A 17,419-nucleotide genomic window follows, 5' to 3' on the forward strand; every position below is an offset into this window, starting at 1 on the left:
ACGCACTGTTCCACGGGGTGAACCAGTCGAATGGCTGGCGGGGCTCAGTCGACGAGCGCTGACGCCGCAGCCTCGCGGGTCCGAGCGGCCTCCTTGGCGGCCCGCACGATGTCGCGCGGCGAGAGTGGGCACGGCGCGCTGGGCGCGGACGCCGACACGGCTGCGGGCTCCTCCACCAACGAGGTCGGCACGGTCACTGGCTCCGTCATCGCAGCGACGGGCTCGACGACGGCCGGCTCTGGTGCGGCGGGATCAGCAGTGGCAGGCCCGGCAGGCGCGGGCCCCGCCGCCGCAGCCGGCTCGCTGAGGCCGATTCCGACGCCTTCGGCATCGACCGACTCAGAGTCCGCAGGGGCATCAGCGGCCCTGGCCTCGCCGTCGGAGCCCTCCTCCGCGATCGCAGCCTCAGCATCCTCCTCAGCACCGGCCGCCGGACCGGCCTGGGACGCCTCCACCTGCGGGAGCTCGGCGGTGGCCGCCTCGCCCTCCTTCGCGGCCCGGGCGGCGGCGAGCGCCTCGGCCTTCTTCTCCTCGATCTTGGAGGCCAGGGAGCTCGCCCGGTCCTTGTCCCGAGCCTCCTTGACGGAGGCGTCAATGTCGTCGGTGGTCTCCTTGGCGGCGTCCTTGACCGCCTTGAATGGCGACTGGAGGTCCTTCTTGATGGCGTCGAGGTCCTCCCCCAGGGCGTCGCGCACGATCTTGCGCGGGTCGTACTGGCGCGGGTCGAGGCTGGACAGGTCGAGGTCGGCGAGCTCGGGACCGACCTCCTCGGCGATCTGCGTCTTGGTGCTCTCCAGGAAGACGCGCAGCCGGCGGACCATCTGAGTGAGCTTGCGGGTGTACTCGGGCAGCCTCTGGGGGCCGATGACCACGACGGCCACCAGCAGGAAGACCACGAACTCAGATGAGGAGAATCCCAGCACGAGGCGAGTATAGAGAGCGCGGGCCGCGATGCCCTCATGCGTCCGCTCCCGGCTCAGCGCGGAGCACCACAGTCGGGGCACGACGGCGGGTCGGGCGAGGATTTCCCCGGCCTCCTGGGACAATGCGGTTGCCGCGCGGATGGCGCGGTGAACTCGAGCGCACGCTTCACCGCCGTGGAAGGGACTCACTGTGAGCGCGGACAAGACTCTGACCTGGTCCTACACCGAGGAGTTCCCTTTTGAGGACGAGGTGACGGCCCAGGCCCGCCTGCGCGGCATCGAGCTCGGCACATCCCCCGTCTCCCCGGCCACCGGTGCCGCCCTGCGCGCTCTCGCCGCGGCGGCGGGAGCGAAGTCGGTGGCGGAGATCGGCACGGGCACGGGGGTCTCCGGGCTGTGGCTCATGGCCGGCATGGGCGCCGACGGCGTGCTGACGACCATCGACGTCGAGGCGGAGTTCCAGCGGGAGGCGCGACGGGCCTTCGACGCCGCCGGGTACTCCGGCCATCGCACGCGCATCATCCAGGGCAGGGCCTCCGATGTCATGCCCCGTATGGCGGCGGGCTCCTACGACATGGTGGTGCTCGACGTCGACCCGCAGGACGCCGCGGACCTCCTCCAGGACGCGCTGCGGATGCTGCGCGCCGGGGGATCGCTCGTCATCACCCACGCGCTGTGGCGCGACCACGTGGCCGACCCCGCCCGCCGCGACGCCGTGACGGTGGCCGCCCGAGAACTGGGCAAGACCCTGCGGGACGCCGACGGCCTCCTGACCTCGCTGCTCCCCGTCGGCGACGGACTGCTCGTGGCCGTGCGCCGGAGCTGAGAGGCCGCGCGTCCTTCCGCCCCGACCGTGCTGAGCGGCGCGTTCCGCCCCGAGAGGTGCCATCCGCTCCCACCGGTGCGTCCTGCCCGCACCTGTCGGTGCGAACGGCACCTGTCGGTGCGAGCGGCACCCCTCGGTGCGAACGGCACCCCTCGGTGCGAACGGCACCCCTCAGGGCGAGCGGCACCCCTCGGGGCCGAGGGCGATGGGAGAAGGACCGCCCCGATCCGGGAACGGTCCTTCTCCTGCATAACGCGACTGCCTGGCCCCTCCGACGGCGGATGGGCGGGCAACCGACGGGTTCCGGCGCTCAGCGCCGGGCAAATGGGTCAGATCTTGACAGTGGCCAGCGCCTCTTTGAGGGCCTTGATCTCATCAGGGGTGATCTCGACGACCAGGCGGCCGCCGCCCTCGAGGGGCATGCGCATGATGATGGCGCGTCCCTCCTTGACGACCTCCAGGGGGCCGTCCCCGGTACGGGGCTTCATGGCAGCCATATGCATCCCTTCCATCGTGCTCGCGCGGTTCCGCCCGCGGTGCTGCCTCTCATTCTAAGGCATGATTTTCAGCAGCACGATAAGTAGGACACAGGGGCATGGGTCGGATGCCCGGACCAGTCGTCCTCACCGGCCACCTGGGCCGGGACCTGGGCGCCTCCCCTTGAATATCATGCGAGGGCGCGGTTCCCGGCACGGGCGATCATGCCTCTCGGCACTGCGCGCCGGCCCTGCCGCGGCACCCCAGCACGGGCGGCGCCCCAACGCCATCGGTGCCCTTGCTCATTCCGGCGACGTGGGGCGGATCCTCTGGGCGCCCGCGACCACGTACTCGACCGCCTCGGCGGCGGTGTCGACGACGTGCAGCAGGTCGAGGTCCTGCGGCGCGATCATGCCCGATCCGAGGAGCGAGGAGCGGATCCAGTCGACGAGCCCTCCCCAGTAGTCGCGCCCGACGAGCACCACCGGGAAGGACTCGACCTTGCGGGTCTGGACCAGTGTGATGGACTCGAAGAGCTCGTCGAGGGTGCCGAAGCCACCGGGCATGACGATGAATCCGTCGGAGTACTTGACGAACATCGTCTTGCGGGCGAAGAAGTAGCGGAAGTTGATGCCCAGGTCCACGTACTCGTTCATGGATTGCTCCATGGGCAGTTCGATGCCGAGTCCCACGGACAGGCCCCCGGCCTCATGGGCGCCCTTGTTGGCGGCCTCCATCATGCCCGGGCCGCCGCCGGTGATGACGCCGTAGCCGGAGCGGACCAGTCCCGCGGCGATCTCCTCGGCGAGGAGGTAGGCGGGATCGTCCCGCTTGGTGCGAGCCGAGCCGAAGACGCTGATGGCGGGGCCGATCTCCGCCAGGGCGCCGAATCCCTCGACGAACTCGGACTGGATGCGCAGTACCCGCCAGGGGTCGGCGTGGAGCCAGTCGGCGCGCTCGGCTGCGGCCAGGAGGCTCGCGTCGGAGGTGAGCTGGGGGATCTGGGTGCCGCGCAGGAGAACGGGGCCCTTGCGGTAGGTCTGGCGATCGGTCATGCCCGCATTGTGTCATCGTGCGGGCGGCGAGCCCTATGTCACAGGTGCACCATAGCCTCTGACCAGCGACATCAGATGTTGTGGGAGGTGCCACGCATGAACGCCATCACCTTGTCCGCTAGAAGGAGGGGCCGACCGGTACGGTCAAGTCATGACCCACTCCCCCAAGGTTGCCCCGACCACCGGGGTTGTCCGTACTACCGTCGCGCAGTGGATCGCCGAGGACCCCGATGAGACCACTCGTGAGGAGCTGGCCGGGCTGCTGGCCCTCCACGAGGCCGGGGACCCTGCCGCCACAGCCGCCCTCACCGAGGCCTTCTCCGGTCCTCTGACCTTCGGGAGCGCGGGCATGCGCGGGAGGCTCGGCCCCGGTCTGGGCAGGATGAACCGGGCAGTGGTCATTCGCGCGACGGCCGGCCTGTGCGCCTACCTTCACCAGGAGGTCGGGGATGGATTCGTCGTCGTCATCGGTTACGACGCCCGGCACTGCTCCGACGTCTTCGCCCGCGACGCGGCCGCCGTCGTCACCGGCGCGGGGGGCCGGGCCCTCCTCATGGACTCCCACTGCCCCACCCCCCTGCTGACCTTCTCCCTGCGCGCGCTGGGAGCGGACGCGGGCATCATGGTCACCGCCTCGCACAATCCCGCCCAGGACTCCGGGTTCAAGGTCTACCTCGGCGGCCGCGCGGCGGGCGACTGGGACCGCGGCGCCCAGATCGCCCCCCCGCAGGACGCGGCGATCAGCGAGGCCATCACCGCCCTGGGAAGCCTGGAATCGATCCCCCGTGCGGAATCCGGCTGGGAGCTGATCGGGCCCGAGCTGCGCGAGGAGTACATCGAGCGCGTGGTCACCGCCGCCAGGACGAGCGCGGCCGCGGACCTGCGGATCGTCCTGAGCGCCATGCACGGGGTGGGCGGGCGGATCTGCCTCGAGGCGCTGCGCCGCGCGGGCTTCGACGACGTCGTCGTGGTCCCCGAGCAGTTCGAGCCGGATCCGGGATTTCCCACCGTGGACATCCCCAACCCCGAGGAGGCCGGCACCATGGACCTCCTGCTGGGCCTGGCCCGCCAGGAGCGCGCGGACCTGGCCATCGCCCTCGACCCCGACGCGGACCGCTGCTCCGTGGCCGTCCCCGATGAGACCGTGCCCGGCGGCTGGCGCCAGCTCACGGGCGACGCCGTCGGGATCCTCCTGGGCGAGCAGGCCGCCGAGCTGGCCGCCTTCACGGGCGCGGGCGTGCTCGCCTCCTCCATCGCCTCGGGCCGGATGCTGCGCAAGATCGCCCAGGATCATGGGTTGGCGCACCGCATCACCCCCACGGGCTTCACCTGGATCAGCCGCGTGCCCGGGCTCGTCTTCGGCTACGAGGAGGCGATGGGCTACTGCGTGGACCCCGCCTCCGTGCGGGACAAGGACGGCATCGCCGCCGCGGTGCGCATGGCCCTGCTCTCCTCGGTCCTCAAGGCGCAGGGCCGCTCCCTGGTCTCGCTCCTGGATCGCCTCGCCCAGCGGCACGGCCTGCACCTGACCTGCCAGATGAGCGCGCGCGCCGACGACGCGGAGATCATCGACGGCATCATGCGGCGCCTGCGCGAGGGAGGGGCCCCCGCGAAACTGGCGGGCTCGCCCGTGGTGGATGTCTTCGATCTCATGGACGGGGCCAGTGACGGCAATGGCGCGCAACTGCCGCCCGCGGATGGGATCATCATCAAGACGGCCGCCGACGACCGCGTTGTCCTTCGGCCCTCGAGCACCGAGCGCAAGCTCAAGTGCTACTGCGAGGTCGTCATGGATATCCCCGACGGCGAGCCGATCTCGGCGATCCGCGCCGCGGCCGCCGAGCGCCTGGAGGTCATCAAGGACGATCTGCGCGGCGCGCTGGGGATCCCCGCCTGATCCCCCGCCAGCAGGCCGCCGCCAGGTAGACCGAGGCGGCGACGGCGGCGATCATGCCTCCCACGGAGAGCCGAAGCGCCACGCCCAGCACGAGGCCGGCCAGTGCGCTCGCCGCGCCGAGCAGGGGAGCCCCGATGAGGAGCCCGCGCGCGGTTCGCGCCGAGGGCGCCAGCGCGGCCGCGGGGGCGGCGATGAGGGCGATGGGCAGGATGGTGCCGACGGCGGGCACGAGCACCACGATGGTGGCGGTGATGAGGATGAGCACCGCGCCCTCGGCCCAGCCCGCCCGCAGGCCCGCGGCGCGGTGGCCCACCGGGTCGAAGGCGTGGAAGACGAGGGACCGCCCCGTCAGGGCGACCACCAACACGGCCACCGCCAGGACCGCGCCCACTGCGGCCACGTCCACGCGCCCGACGTTGAGCACGGAGCCGGTGAGGAAGGAGTCGATCTTCAACGGCAGGGGCCTGAACCAGCCGGCCAGGAAGTAACCCAGCGCGAAGCCGATGGTGAGCACGATGCCGGCGGCGGACTGGGGCCCCAGGCCCTCGACGCGGGCCAGCGCGCGCATGAGCGCGGCCATGGGCAGGCACATGAGGGCCGCGCCCGCGAGCAGCATGGTGCTCAGCAGTTCGAACCCGGGGCGCCCGTGCCCCAGGGCGGCCGCGATCCAGGTGGCGACGACGACGCCGATGATCGCCCCGGGGAAGGTCGCGTGAGTGAGGGACTCGGTGAAGAAGACGCGGCGGGACAGCAGGGCGAGGGCGCCGACGAGGCCGGCGAGAAGCCCCATGAGGACCACTTCGACGACCGGCAGGACCAGCAGGCCCGGTGAGACCTCGCCGATGCCGCTCATGACCGCCCCGCTCCGCGCGCCCGGCGCCGCGCCGAGGTGACGATGATCGCGCACAGGAGCAGCGCCGTCGTCGCGAGACTGACGGCTGCCTGCGGGGAGACGGGCCGGGGAAGGGGCATGACGGCGGCGAGCATGCCCAGGTAGCCGCCGAGCACTCCGGTGGCCACGGCGATGATGACCATGGTTCGCACCCGGCGGGCGAGGACCCGCCCCGTGGCACCGGGGACGATGAGGGCGCCGATGACCAGGAGCGTGCCCACGGCGGTGGAGGCCGAGACGACGACGGCCGCGATGGCCGCGTTGAGGGCCAGGTCGAGGGCGAGGAGCCGGTGTCCGGCGGCGCGGGCCCCCACGGGGTCGAAGGCGTAGGCGACCTGTCCGCGCCAGGTGGCGGCCACGAGGGCGACGGCGACGAGGCATGCGATGAGCGCGTGGGCGAGCCCGGCGTCGGTGACCTCCAGGAGCCGCCCGAACATGAGGGCCTCCAGCTGCCCGGACCGGTCCCCCTCGGCCAGGGACAGGATGATGCCCACGGAGAAGAAGCCGGTGAGCAGGACGGCGGTGCCGGCCTCGGCCCCGCCGCCCCCGGCTGAGCGGCGGGCCCCGGCGACGCGCCCCGAGTGGTGGGTGAGCAGGGTCAGGCCGACCGCCGCGACCATGGCGACGGCGGAGGCGGCGGGGATGATCGCCTCGATCCCCCAGAAGGCGGCGCCGGCCACGATCCCGGGGAAGACGGCGTGGACGAGGGCCTCGGCGCTGAACTCCGCGCCCCGCAGGTTGACGAGCACCCCGACGACGCCCGAGACGATCCCCAGCAGGACCACCATGACCAGGGGCCGGAAGAAGAAGGGGGCGGCGGCCAGGGGCACGAGGCCGGGGACGCCGACAAGCGCCAGCCGCAGCTGCTCGACGGCGCCGGCCACGAGGGCGGTGAGGGGATCGGTGGCGCTCATCGGGCCTCCTCCGCCCCGAGCAGGAGGTCGTCACGGCCACTCGCGCCGGCCCCGTAGGCCTGTTCGATGAGGCCGGGGACGAGGACCTCCTCGCGGGGCCCGAAGGCGATCTGGCGCCCGGCGAGCAGGGCCACCTGCTCGCAGCACTCGCGGGCGATGACGAGGTCATGGGTGGAGATGACCAGGGCGACGCCGTCGTCCTTGAGAGCGGCGATGATGCGCAGGAGGGCGTCGCGGTTGGGCTGGTCGAGGCCGTTGAAGGGCTCGTCGAGGGCGATGAGCCGGGGGCGGGCGGCGATGCAGCGGGCCACGAGGACGCGCTGCTGCTGCCCGCCGGACAGGGTGCCGAAGCGCCGTCCCGCGGCCTCGGCCAGGCCCACGGACTCCAGCGCGGCCAGGGCGCGCCGCCGGGCCTCGCGGCGGCGCGCCCCGAGCAGCGGGAGCGCGCCGAGGCGGGCCATGGAGGCGGTGATCCCCATGAGGACGACGTCGAGGACGGTGACCGGGAAGGCGGGGTCGAGGTCGGCGACCTGGGGGACGTATCCGATCGAGCCCCTCCGGGCACGGCCGGGCGCCCTCCCGCAGACCTCGATGCGCCCGGCGACGACATCGACCATGCCGAGCAGGCCCCGCAGCAGGGTGGTCTTGCCCGAGCCGTTGGGGCCGATGAGGGCGAGGGCGGTGCCGGGCCCCACCTCGCCGGTGACGCCGGTGAGCGCCACGGCGCGCCCGTAGGCGAGGGCGGCGCCATCGCAGTGGACGACAGCGCCCCCGCCCCCGGGATGGCCGAGGCTCACTGCGCCGCCGCCTTGGGGGTCCAGGCGGCCAGCGAGGCGGGGACGGGGGCCGCGGTGCCGCCCCAGGCGTTGGTGAGCCCGGTGACGTTGTGGAGGATGGATCCGATGTAGGTCTCGCCGTCGGATCCGGGCTCGCCCAGCGAGTCGCCGTAGAGGGCCTCGTCGCCGATGATCGCCTTGACGCCCGCGGTCTGGGCCACTTTGCGCACGGAAGCGGGGTTGTTGGAGTTCTCGGCGAAGATGGCCACGGCGCCCGAGGCCTTCACGGCGTCGGCGGTGGTCTGGATCTGCTGGGCCGTGGCGTCCTGCTGGGCGTTGAAGTCGGACAGGGCGGCGCCCTCGAATCTCAGGCCGTAGGCCTTCGCCAGGTAGCCGAAGGCGTCATGACTGGTGAACAGGACGCGCTTGTCCGCCGGGACGGTCTCGAGGCTGGAGCGGGCCCAGGCGTCGAGCTCGGTGAGCAGGGAGGCGTAGGCCTCGGTGTGCTCGTTGATGGTGGCGGCGCCGGCCGGGGAGGCCTTGGCGAGGGCCTCGCCGATGTTGCGCACCTGGATCATGGCGCCGGCCGGGGAGGTCCAGACATGCGGGTCGAAGCGGAACTCGGGCTCCGATTCGCCCTCCTCGGGGGCGAAGGGCCAGGGAGCGGCGTCGACCTTCCGGCTCCCGCGCTCGACGGTGTAGGGCAGGCCCTTCTCCTTGGCCCTCTGGGCGTCGAGGTCATCGACATCGGCGGCTCCGTAGACGCCGGAGGTGATGACCATGGTGCCCTTGAAGCCGGTGGAGGCGACGGCGTCGTCGAGGAAGTGCTCCAGGTCCACCCCCGAGACGAGGAAGAGATCGGCCTCGGACAGGGCCTTGGCCTGCGCGGCGGTCATATCGTGCTCGTGGGCGGAGGCGTTGGGGGCGAGCAGGCAGGTGAGGTTGATGCCGGCGCCGGCCTTGGCTCCCTCAGGGCCCAGGTGGGTGGTGGCGCCGTCGGCGCCGGTGCGGTCGAGGGCCAGTGAGTCCGAGCCGGAGGGATTGCCCCCGGTGGCGATCTGGGTGACGTAGTCGCAGATCTGGGTGGTGGAGGCGACGACCTTGATGGCTCCTGTCCGGCCGCCCGAAGGGGTCTCGGCGCAGGCGGCCAGTGCGGGGACGGCGAGGGCGAGGGAGGCGAGCGCGATGGCGGCGCGGCGCCCGGGGCAGGGGAGGCTTCTCATGAGGCCGAGAATAGTTTCGGCTAGCCGAACTTCGCAAACCCGAAACTCTGTGAGCGCTTGGCGCCCGTGCCGCAGCCGCATTCGGTCTTCGCCGCCCCCATCGCGGCCGGCCCGGGGCCCGATGCGGCCGCGGTGCCCGCACTAGCCGGGTCGCCCGCACCGATCGCACCGATCGCACTGCGCGGGCAGGATGACGGCCAGGACACGGGACCAGTGCCCCAGCGCCGGCATGGCGCCGCGCTCGCCGACTGACCCCAGATCGGCGAGATCAAGATCGTGGAGCCGCCCCCGGCCCGGTTCGTAGACGCGGATGCGGCCGCGGCCCGGGTCACTCGCGCGGCCGCCGTCCCAGGGCAGGCCGAGCACGTAGTGCCTGGGGATCGCCGGGCCGGCCACGACGCGCGCCCCCAGGCGATTGAGCCCACTCCGCCGGGCGCCTCCCGCCGGGCGGCGGAGCAGCGGCCCGCCGGTGAGCAGGATGACGGGCCTGCCCTCGGCCAGGTGACCCCGCGCCCGCTCCACGACGCCGGGGAAGGCGCGCCCGGAGTCGCGCACCCAGCGGACCCTGTAGCGCCGCCCCGTCATGCGGCTCAGCGCGCGGGCCAGCGCCCAGGGAGGCGAGCCGAGGGCGCGGGGCCAGGGCAGGAGCCACAGGATCGCGCGGCGGTTGAGCCCGCGCTGGATGGCGCGCTGCGAGCGCACGGGGTCGGTGATGCGCCCTGCCCCCTCCAGCAGACGGGCGGCGAGCACGCAGGTGGCCCCGCAGGTGGTGGGGTCCATCTGGGACATCGAGGTCACGGCGCCGAGGAGCGCCTCGCGACCGCCCCGTTCCGCCATGGCCGTCCTCCGCTCCCCGGACTACAGCAGGTCCGTCCGGCCGCTCTCCTTGAGGCGGTCGACGGCGCCCTTGACCTCCTGGGCGCGCTCCGGCGTCGTCACCAGCAGGGCATCGGGGGTGTCGACGACCACGAGACCGGGGACCCCGAGCAGCACGACCCGGCGGCCCGTCGTCGAGGCGACGAGCGCGCCCGGGGAGCCCAGTGCCTCGACGTCGGCTCTCCGCCCGCCCTGGCCGGCGTCGTCGAGCACGGCGGCGCCCGCGGCGGGCCCCTCGGATCGCGCGGGGACGAGGGCGGACAGCGCGTCGAAGCCGCCGACGTCGTCCCAGCCCATGGCGGCCGGGACGGTGGCCACTCCCCCGGCGGCGGCCACGGGCTCGGCGATGGCGTGGTCGATGGCGATCCGCTCCAGGCCTGGCCAGACCCGCTCCAGGACTGCCGCCCTCTCCGGGGTGTCCCAGGCGGCGGCGATCTCCTCCACGCCGGCGGCGAGCTCGGGGCGCTGAGCCGCGAGATGGTCGAGGAGGACGCCCGCGCGGACGACGAACATGCCGGCGTTCCAGCGGTACTCGCCGGTGGCGAGGTAGGCGGCGGCGGCCGCCGCGTCGGGCTTCTCGGTGAAGCCGAGGACCACGCGGCCGTCCGGCGCCCCGGGCACTGAGGTGGGCTCGCCCGCGTGGATGTAGCCGAAGGCGGTGGAGGGGTGGGTGGCCTCGATGCCGATCGTGACCACCCAGCCGTCCTCGGCCAGCGCCGCGGCCTGTCGCACGGCCCCGGCGAAGGCGGCCTCGTCGGCGATGGTCTGGTCGGCGGCGAATGAGCCGACGACGGCGTCCGGTCCGTGCCGCCGGGCGATGACGGCCGTGGCCAGGCCGATAGCTGCCATGGAGTCGCGGGGGGAGGGCTCGGCGAGGATCGACTCGGCGGGCACGCCCGGCAGCTGCGCGGCGACGGCCTCGACGTGAGCGGCGCCGGTGACGATCGTCGTCGTGGCGGCCACGGGCTCCAAGCGGGCGACGGTGCCCTGCAGGAGGGTGCGCCCGGCGCCGGTGAGGTCGAGGAGGAACTTCGGGCGCTCGCGGCGGCTGAGCGGCCAGAGCCTGGTGCCCGCGCCGCCGGCGGGGATGATGGCGTGGATGGGCTTGCCCTGGCGGGCCTGCGACGCGACGCGCCGGGCCCCGGGACTGTCGGGGGAGTCGGTCATTGGCCCAGGTTAGCGGGGATCAGCCCTCCGCAGGCGCGTCCCGGCCGGCCGGGCGCGCCGGGCCCTCGGCCGCCACCGGGGCCCGGCCCCCGGGAGGCGCAGGAGGCAGGTAGTCGGGATGCTCCGTGGGATCGACCTCGACGGTGCCGGTCAGGGACTGCCGGGGCCAGGACAGGGTTGCGGGGACCGACAGGGTGACGTAGTTCGGGCGGGCCCTGGCGTGGACCTCATCGGGGTGCTCGATGAGGGTGGGCCGGGGAGGATTGGCGATCCAGGCCGCGACGATGAGGAGGATGCGGCTGGCCAGGTGCAGCCAGAGGATGAGGATGACGATCGCGGTGAAGGAGGCCAGGAGGGGGTTGTGCCAGTTCGACCCGACGGCGCGCGAGCCGATCTCTCGCAGCGCGCCGAAGGCGACGGCGCCCAGGCACACGCCCTCGGCCAGGTCCTTGCGGGGGACGCGGATGCCGCAGGCGGCCAGCAGGAGGGCCAGCACTGCGGCGTCGATGAGGAAGGAGATGACGACGGCCACCACGTGGGTGCCGGCGCCGCTGAGCCAGGCGGGCAGCCCGATGAGGCCGGCGGTGGAGCCGGCGAGCGCCGTCGTCAGGGCGGACGCGGTGGCGGTGGCGAGCACGCCGGCCATCATGACGAGCAGCGCCACGAGGTTCCACGCCCACGCCCTCAGGGGGTTCTCCGGGAGGCGGGCGATGCCGAACATGGCGCGCAGGGCGGTCTTGAGGACCCCCATGAGGGCGACGGCGGAGTAGAGGAGGAAACCGCCCGCGGCGAGCGAGCCGATGTTGAGCGCCGAGCCGAGGGTGAGTTGGTCGACGGTCACCAGGCCGCCCGAGCCGGTGTCGATGACACCGGGGAGGGCCTGGCCGATCTGGTCGAGAACGCGATCGCGCAGGGCCGGACGGCTGCCGAGCAGGCCCATGAGGATCGTAACGCCGATGGCCAGGGCGGAGAACACGGAGAACAGGCCCGTGTAGGCGATGCCCCCGGCCAGGAGCGCGCCGCGGGCCATGGCGTATCGGGCCAGCGCCCGCCCCGGGCGACTGGATTTGAAGCGGTCGACGAGCGCGGCGGCACTGGCGCGCATCGTGGTGATCGCACTCGCCATGCCGCTCCCGCCGCGACGCCTCACGCCGGCGCCGCCCCGCCCAGGGGGATGCGCGCCAGGAGCGCGCAGTGGTCCCGGTTCAGGGTGTGCAGGAGCACCTGCCCGGCGATGAAAGCGGCGTCGAGGGCCGCCCCGGCCCGCATGGCGGCGTCGAGAGCGGCCTGGCCCACCTCGTGGGCGAGGGTGACGTGGGGGTGGAAGGGGAAGCGCAGGGGGGCGCTGAGGGGGCCGGAGGCGTCGCGGATGTCCTGCTGAAGGGAGCGCAGCGCATCGCCGCCGCCGATCACCTTGAGATAGGCGACGGCGCTGACGGGCAGGAAGGTCGCGGCACCCGACAGGCGCAGGTCGATCGGCGCGTGGGCGCGGGCGACTTCGACAAGGTGCTCCTTGATGGAGTCGAGCCGGTCGGTCGGCACCGCCGTGGGCGGCAGGAGGGTGATGTGGGGGGCGATACGGGCGGCGAGCGGGTCTCCGGCGTCGCGGCGGATATCGCGGATCGTGGCGGCGAAGGGCTCGGGAACGGGCACGGTGACACCGACCACGCTCTCGCGGTCGGCAGGCTCAGGGACCTCCATGACCCTCCTCTCCGTGCGTTAGGGGCGCACTCGGCGGTCTCATCGGGCGTCCGCGGCGGCGGGGTCCGCCGCGGGCCGACCAAGCCTAACCCGCATCGACCCCCCAAAGGCGTCGCCCGCATGGCACGATGTGCGTTATGAGCGACCTCACCACCGACGCTGACGCCGTCACGCCCCCCGCCGCCCCTGATTTCTCCCCCGCCTTGACGAATGAGGAGGGCATCGCCCAGGCCACCGCCCTGTTCCACGAGGCCTTCGACTCCGACCCCGACGGCGTCTGGTACGCGCCGGGTCGCGTCAACATCATCGGGGAGCACACCGACTACAACGGCGGCCTGGCGCTGCCCATCGCCCTGCCGCATCGGGCATTCCTGGCGCTGCGCCGCCGGGATGACCGCACGGTGCGCCTCATCTCCCCGCAGACGCGCGAGGCCGTGGACGTGCTCGATCTGGACGCCATCGGCCCCAAGGGCACCCCCGGCGAGGTCCCCCAGTGGGCCGCCTACATCGCGGGGGTCGCCTGGGCCCTCGAGCGCGATGGTCTCGGCCCCCTGCCGGGCTTCGACGCCGCCCTGGTCTCCTGCGTGCCGCTGGGGGCGGGCCTGTCCTCCTCGGCCGCCCTGGAGTGCGCCACGAGCGTGGCCCTCGATGAGATCGCGGGGCTCGCGCTGGCCGGGCCCGCCGACGCGCCCGCGGACGCCGGCCGCGCCCGCCTGGTGACCTCCTGCGTGCGGGCGGAGAACGAGATGGCCGGGGCTCCCACGGGCGGCATGGACCAGTCTGCCTCCCTGCGGTGCCACGCCGGCCATGCCCTCGAGCTCGACTGCCGCGACGGCGAGGTCGTTCACGTCCCCTTCGACCTGGCCGCCGAGGGCCTGGCCCTGCTCGTCATCGACACCCGCGCCAAGCACTCACTGGCCGATGGTCAGTACGGCGCGCGCAGATCGGCCTGCGAGCGCGCGGCGGAGATCCTCGGCGTCGACCTCCTGGCGGATATCGCCCCCGAGGGCCTGGAGGAGGCGCTGGCCGTCCTGCGCGAGCGCGGTGGCGAGGAGGCGGAGGTCCTGGTGGCCCGCACCCGCCACGTCGTCACCGAGATCGCCCGGACCGTCGAGCTCGTCTCCCTCCTGTCCGACGGCGCTCCACTGAGCGGGGAGAAGCTGAGCAGAGTCGGGTGGCTCATGGACGCCTCGCACGAGTCGCTGCGCGTGGACTACGAGGTGACCTGCCCCGAGTTGGACGTGGCCGTCGAGGCGGCGCGCGCCGTCGGCGCCCACGGGGCCCGTATGACCGGCGGCGGGTTCGGGGGCAGCGCGATCGCCCTGGTGGACGCCGATCGGGTGGACGACGTGGCGCGCGCCGTCGTCGCCGCCTACGGGCGCGAGGGATTCGCCCCGCCGGCGTTCCTCGACGCCGTCCCCAGCGCCCCGGCGGGCCGCGCGAAGGGCTGAGCCCCCTTCACCGAGACCGGTCGATACTGTCATCGAGACCGGCTGCACCCCTCGCTCCGTCATGGCCCCTGCCACGGAAGCGCGGCTTGCGAACAGATTGTCACCATCCCAGCCGATCAGGGCGATAACAATGCCATTGCGCCACTGGCCCCCGCACCCCTGAGGTTGCTACTGTCGCTTGCAGTCGCCGAGGTATGACGAATCCCCATCGTCGCCTCGGCCTCTCCCTACCAGGACGAACATTCCCGCACCCCGCCGCGCCGCCCCACATGTCGGCGGGGGAGGGAGTGTCGTGCCCGATCCGCGACGAAGAGTGACAATGAGTTCCCGTTCCCATGCCCTGCCACATACCAGCCGCATCGCCCGCTGCGCCCTACTAGCCCTCTGCGCACTCGCCCTCATCTGCGTTGACGCGGTCAGCATTTCCCGCCCCCTCAGCACCATCGCGCCCGCCCAGGCGGCGGGCGCGATCTTCGACTGCTCCCCCGGGAACGTGTACAACGTGACTCAGAACGGGTACATCAACAGGATCTCACCCAACGGCACTGTCTCCGAAGTGGCCGGAAGCGACCTTCCCAGGGATTGGTTCTACAGCGGAGACAGCGCGAACGGCCTGGGCATCGAGAAGAATGGAACCGGCGCCTACTTCCTCATCCAGAGTTCGAGGGACTACAACAACTCACGATTCGTCAGGATCGTCCATTACACTAATGGGCGATGGACATCGACGGGCGACGTGGACTCCGCTCGCTACGGACTCCTCGCCGGGACCTATATCGCCGGAGGCGTTCAGCCCTCGACCGGCGACTACTACTTCGGTGGCTACCAGGAGCACTACGACGCGTGGAGCGGAGAGAACCACATGTACTTCCGCCTCTGGCGGCTCCCCCATGGCTCCGGAATGAGCGCCAGCCAGATCCAGGACGTCGGATACATCGACGTCGGCAGGAAGGTCAGCGGCGACGGCAATGGCGACCTGGCCTTCGACGATGCCGGGAACATGTTCATCGTCCGGAGCGCGAGGGACTCAGGGTTCACCCAAATCCATTCTGTGACCGCTGCGGCGCTCGCCGCGAATGCCGACATCAACTACCGCATCCCGTCGACCACCACCAAGGCCGACAACGTCTCGGGAAATCTGGCGGTCAACGGCATCGCCTTCGACGCCGAGGGGAAGCTCTACCTCTCCGACTACGACAATGTGAGCACTTACGACCCGGTCAGCTTCGACGTCATCGCCTACAACATCAACAGGAAGGTCTTTAGCAAAAGCACCGACCTGGCCAGTTGCGGCTCGCCCGCGACCTTCGTCCTGAAGAAGAACATCGTCAAGCGGGAAAAGCCCGACGATCAGTTCAAGCTCTCGGTGAGCTACGCCCCGGCGGGAGGCGAGATCGCCTCGGTCGAGACCACGGGAAGCGCCAACGGCGTGCAGAGCGAGGTCATCGGCATCTTCCCAGTGAGGATCGGCACGAACTTCTCCTTCTCGGAACGCGCGGCCAACGGCGCGAGCCTCTCCGACTACTCCCCATCGTGGAGTTGCACGAAGAACGGGAGCAGCACCCCATTCGCCCAGGGCGGGGGAACCGGCAGCACGGTACAGATCCCCCGGGAGAACAGTGTCGTCGTGGAGTGCACGATCACCAACGGTCCTCTCACCGGCTCCCTGGCCTGGGACAAGACGGCCAGCAACGCGCCATCTCAGCTGCTGCCCGGCTCCGAGTGGTCCCTGACCGGCCCCGGCGGCACGACGCTGGCGGTGAAGGACTGCGCCTCCGCCGGGCAGTGCGACGGCACGAACGACGCCGATCCGGCCCCCGGCAAGCTCCGCGTCGAGAATCTGCCCCTGGGCGACTACTCCCTCTCCGAAACCCTGGCCCCCAAGAACTACAAGAAGGCCACGACCGTCTGGACCGGGAGGATCACGAAGGCCCAGCGCGCGGCGCGCATCAGCGGCGTCACCAATGATCCCCTCGAGGCCACCCTCACGATGACCAAGAAGGCCCTCGCGGTGAACGGGACCCCGCTGCCCTCCTCCCGCAAGGGCTGGGAGCTGACCGCCGCCGCCCAGGACGCCTCCACCGTGGTGGGCGGCACCCAGACCACGGGGGACGACGGCACGGTCGCCAATCCCTGGACCGTCACCGTTCCCGCCGGCAAGGACACCGGCACCGTGACCATCAGTGAGGCGGCGGCCGTGGGCTGGGAGAACAAGGCGATCTCCTGCACGTCCGGGGATGGCTCCTCCCTCACCGTCACCCCCACCGGCAAGCCCGGCGAGGGCACGATCACCGTCTCGCCGGGCGCGAAGATCGCCTGCGAGTTCATCAACCAGCGCAAGCCCGGCACGCTCACCTGGACCAAGACCGACGCCGGCACCGCGAAGGAGATCCCCGGATCCTCCTGGACGATCAAGGGCGCGAGCCCCGGCGTCGCAGAAGTGACCGTGACGGACTGCGTCGAGGACGGGAAGTGCCAGGGCGGCATCGCCGACTCCGACCCCGCGCCCGGCAAGTTCAAGGTGACGAACCTGCCCTGGGACCGCTACGCCGTGACCGAGGCCGCCCCTCCCGGTGGCTATGTCCTGGACACCACCGTCAGACCCGCGGAGATCTCGAGCACGAAACTCGACGTCGATCTTGGAACCATCACGAACACCCGGGCCACCGGCGCAGTGACCTGGAAGAAGGTCGATGGCGATAACAACGCGGCCCTGGCGGGCTCCGAATGGACCCTCACCGGGCCCTCCTTCCCCGCAGCGACTGTGATCACCGACTGCGACTCCGGCGATTGCAAGGCCAAGGCCGCGGGCGCAACCTACTACGACGCCGACCCGGCTCCCGGCAGCTTCCGGGTCGAGGGCATTCCCGCCGACGGCGCGACCCTGGCACTCACCGAGTCCAAGGCGCCGGCCGGGTACCGGCTCGACAAGAAGGCGCAGGCCTTCAGCATCACGATCGGAGCGGATGGCGCCGTCGTGAACCACGTGTTCAACGACCCCTTCCCGAACTACAAGAGCCCGGTGCCCGCGCTCCCGCTGACCGGCGGGATGGGAGCCGATTCCTTCTACCTCGGAGGACTCGGCCTGGGCCTCATGACGGTCATCGCGCTCGTTGTCAGGCAGCTGCGCCGTCGTCGGGCCTGATCCCGCCGCGGCGGGAGGCGGCCCCGTGGCTGCCGGGACCGGATCCGGGGCCCTCCCCCTCCACCCGGTCTCGGCCCGCCCGGGGCCGCGCCCCGG

At 72.2% G+C, this 17,419-nt stretch carries 15 protein-coding genes; 4 read left to right on the plus strand and 11 right to left on the minus strand.

The window, feature by feature from the left end:
- Positions 1-44: 44 nt before the first annotated feature.
- Positions 45-923, minus strand: coding sequence for a twin-arginine translocase TatA/TatE family subunit (locus B1H55_RS06050; protein ID WP_077240920.1), 879 nt, complete (start codon positions 921-923; stop codon positions 45-47).
- A 190-nt stretch (positions 924-1,113) separates the two neighbouring features.
- On the opposite strand from B1H55_RS06050, the gene B1H55_RS06055 reads away from it, so the two are divergent.
- Positions 1,114-1,749 (plus strand): O-methyltransferase, encoded by a 636-nt coding sequence (locus tag B1H55_RS06055; protein ID WP_077240419.1) that lies wholly within the window; start codon positions 1,114-1,116, stop codon positions 1,747-1,749.
- A gap of 329 nt (positions 1,750-2,078) precedes the next feature.
- Here the strand turns inward: B1H55_RS06055 and B1H55_RS06060 are convergent, their stop codons facing one another.
- Both B1H55_RS06060 and B1H55_RS06065 read right to left on the minus strand, forming a co-directional pair.
- The gene (locus tag B1H55_RS06060; RefSeq protein ID WP_073451564.1) at positions 2,079-2,246 is read right to left on the minus strand and encodes a DUF3117 domain-containing protein; all 168 of its coding nucleotides are present in this window, start codon (positions 2,244-2,246) and stop codon (positions 2,079-2,081) included.
- Between the two features lie 282 nt (positions 2,247-2,528).
- Positions 2,529-3,281 carry an LOG family protein gene (locus B1H55_RS06065; RefSeq protein WP_073451325.1) on the minus strand — a complete coding sequence of 251 codons (753 nt, stop codon included), beginning with the start codon at positions 3,279-3,281 and terminating at the stop codon, positions 2,529-2,531.
- A gap of 151 nt (positions 3,282-3,432) precedes the next feature.
- Here B1H55_RS06065 and B1H55_RS06070 point away from each other — a divergent pair, with 151 nt between their 5' ends.
- The gene (locus B1H55_RS06070) at positions 3,433-5,178 is read left to right on the plus strand and encodes a phospho-sugar mutase (RefSeq protein ID WP_077240420.1); all 1,746 of its coding nucleotides are present in this window, start codon (positions 3,433-3,435) and stop codon (positions 5,176-5,178) included.
- Here B1H55_RS06070 and B1H55_RS06075 read toward each other — a convergent pair.
- The 8 genes from B1H55_RS06075 to B1H55_RS06110 all read right to left on the minus strand — a co-directional run bounded on the left by B1H55_RS06075 (position 5,138) and on the right by B1H55_RS06110 (position 12,727).
- Positions 5,138-6,031 (minus strand): metal ABC transporter permease, encoded by an 894-nt coding sequence (locus B1H55_RS06075; protein ID WP_077240921.1) that lies wholly within the window; start codon positions 6,029-6,031, stop codon positions 5,138-5,140. The two genes, B1H55_RS06070 and B1H55_RS06075, sit on opposite strands and share 41 nt — an antisense overlap.
- Positions 6,028-6,984 (minus strand): metal ABC transporter permease, encoded by a 957-nt coding sequence (locus B1H55_RS06080; protein WP_077240421.1) that lies wholly within the window; start codon positions 6,982-6,984, stop codon positions 6,028-6,030. Before B1H55_RS06080 ends, B1H55_RS06075 begins: the two co-directional genes overlap by 4 nt.
- On the minus strand, positions 6,981-7,781 hold the full coding sequence (locus tag B1H55_RS06085; RefSeq protein ID WP_077240422.1) for a metal ABC transporter ATP-binding protein: 801 nt from the start codon (positions 7,779-7,781) through the stop codon (positions 6,981-6,983). The genes B1H55_RS06080 and B1H55_RS06085 overlap by 4 nt, the downstream gene beginning before the upstream one ends.
- A complete protein-coding gene (locus B1H55_RS06090; protein ID WP_077240423.1) occupies positions 7,778-8,983 on the minus strand; it encodes a metal ABC transporter substrate-binding protein in 1,206 nt (401 codons plus the stop codon). Before B1H55_RS06090 ends, B1H55_RS06085 begins: the two co-directional genes overlap by 4 nt.
- A gap of 141 nt (positions 8,984-9,124) precedes the next feature.
- Positions 9,125-9,820 (minus strand): hypothetical protein, encoded by a 696-nt coding sequence (locus tag B1H55_RS06095; RefSeq protein WP_077240424.1) that lies wholly within the window; start codon positions 9,818-9,820, stop codon positions 9,125-9,127.
- Between the two features lie 21 nt (positions 9,821-9,841).
- Positions 9,842-11,026, minus strand: coding sequence for a mannose-1-phosphate guanylyltransferase (locus B1H55_RS06100; protein WP_077240425.1), 1,185 nt, complete (start codon positions 11,024-11,026; stop codon positions 9,842-9,844).
- A 19-nt stretch (positions 11,027-11,045) separates the two neighbouring features.
- Complete coding sequence (locus tag B1H55_RS06105; RefSeq protein WP_231952800.1) at positions 11,046-12,152, minus strand: YihY/virulence factor BrkB family protein; 1,107 nt, start codon at positions 12,150-12,152, stop codon at positions 11,046-11,048.
- A gap of 20 nt (positions 12,153-12,172) precedes the next feature.
- Positions 12,173-12,727, minus strand: coding sequence for a 2'-5' RNA ligase family protein (locus B1H55_RS06110; RefSeq protein ID WP_077240426.1), 555 nt, complete (start codon positions 12,725-12,727; stop codon positions 12,173-12,175).
- Positions 12,728-12,864: 137 nt separating this feature from the next.
- On the opposite strand from B1H55_RS06110, the gene galK reads away from it, so the two are divergent.
- Complete coding sequence (galK, locus tag B1H55_RS06115; RefSeq protein WP_077240427.1) at positions 12,865-14,178, plus strand: galactokinase; 1,314 nt, start codon at positions 12,865-12,867, stop codon at positions 14,176-14,178.
- A gap of 319 nt (positions 14,179-14,497) precedes the next feature.
- Entirely contained in the window at positions 14,498-17,323 is a 2,826-nt protein-coding gene (locus tag B1H55_RS06120) for an MSCRAMM family protein (RefSeq protein ID WP_073451335.1), read from the plus strand.
- The last annotated feature ends 96 nt before the right edge of the window (positions 17,324-17,419 follow it).

The organism is Actinomyces denticolens, assembly GCF_002072185.1.
GTDB classification, from domain to species: Bacteria; Actinomycetota; Actinomycetes; order Actinomycetales; family Actinomycetaceae; genus Actinomyces; species Actinomyces denticolens.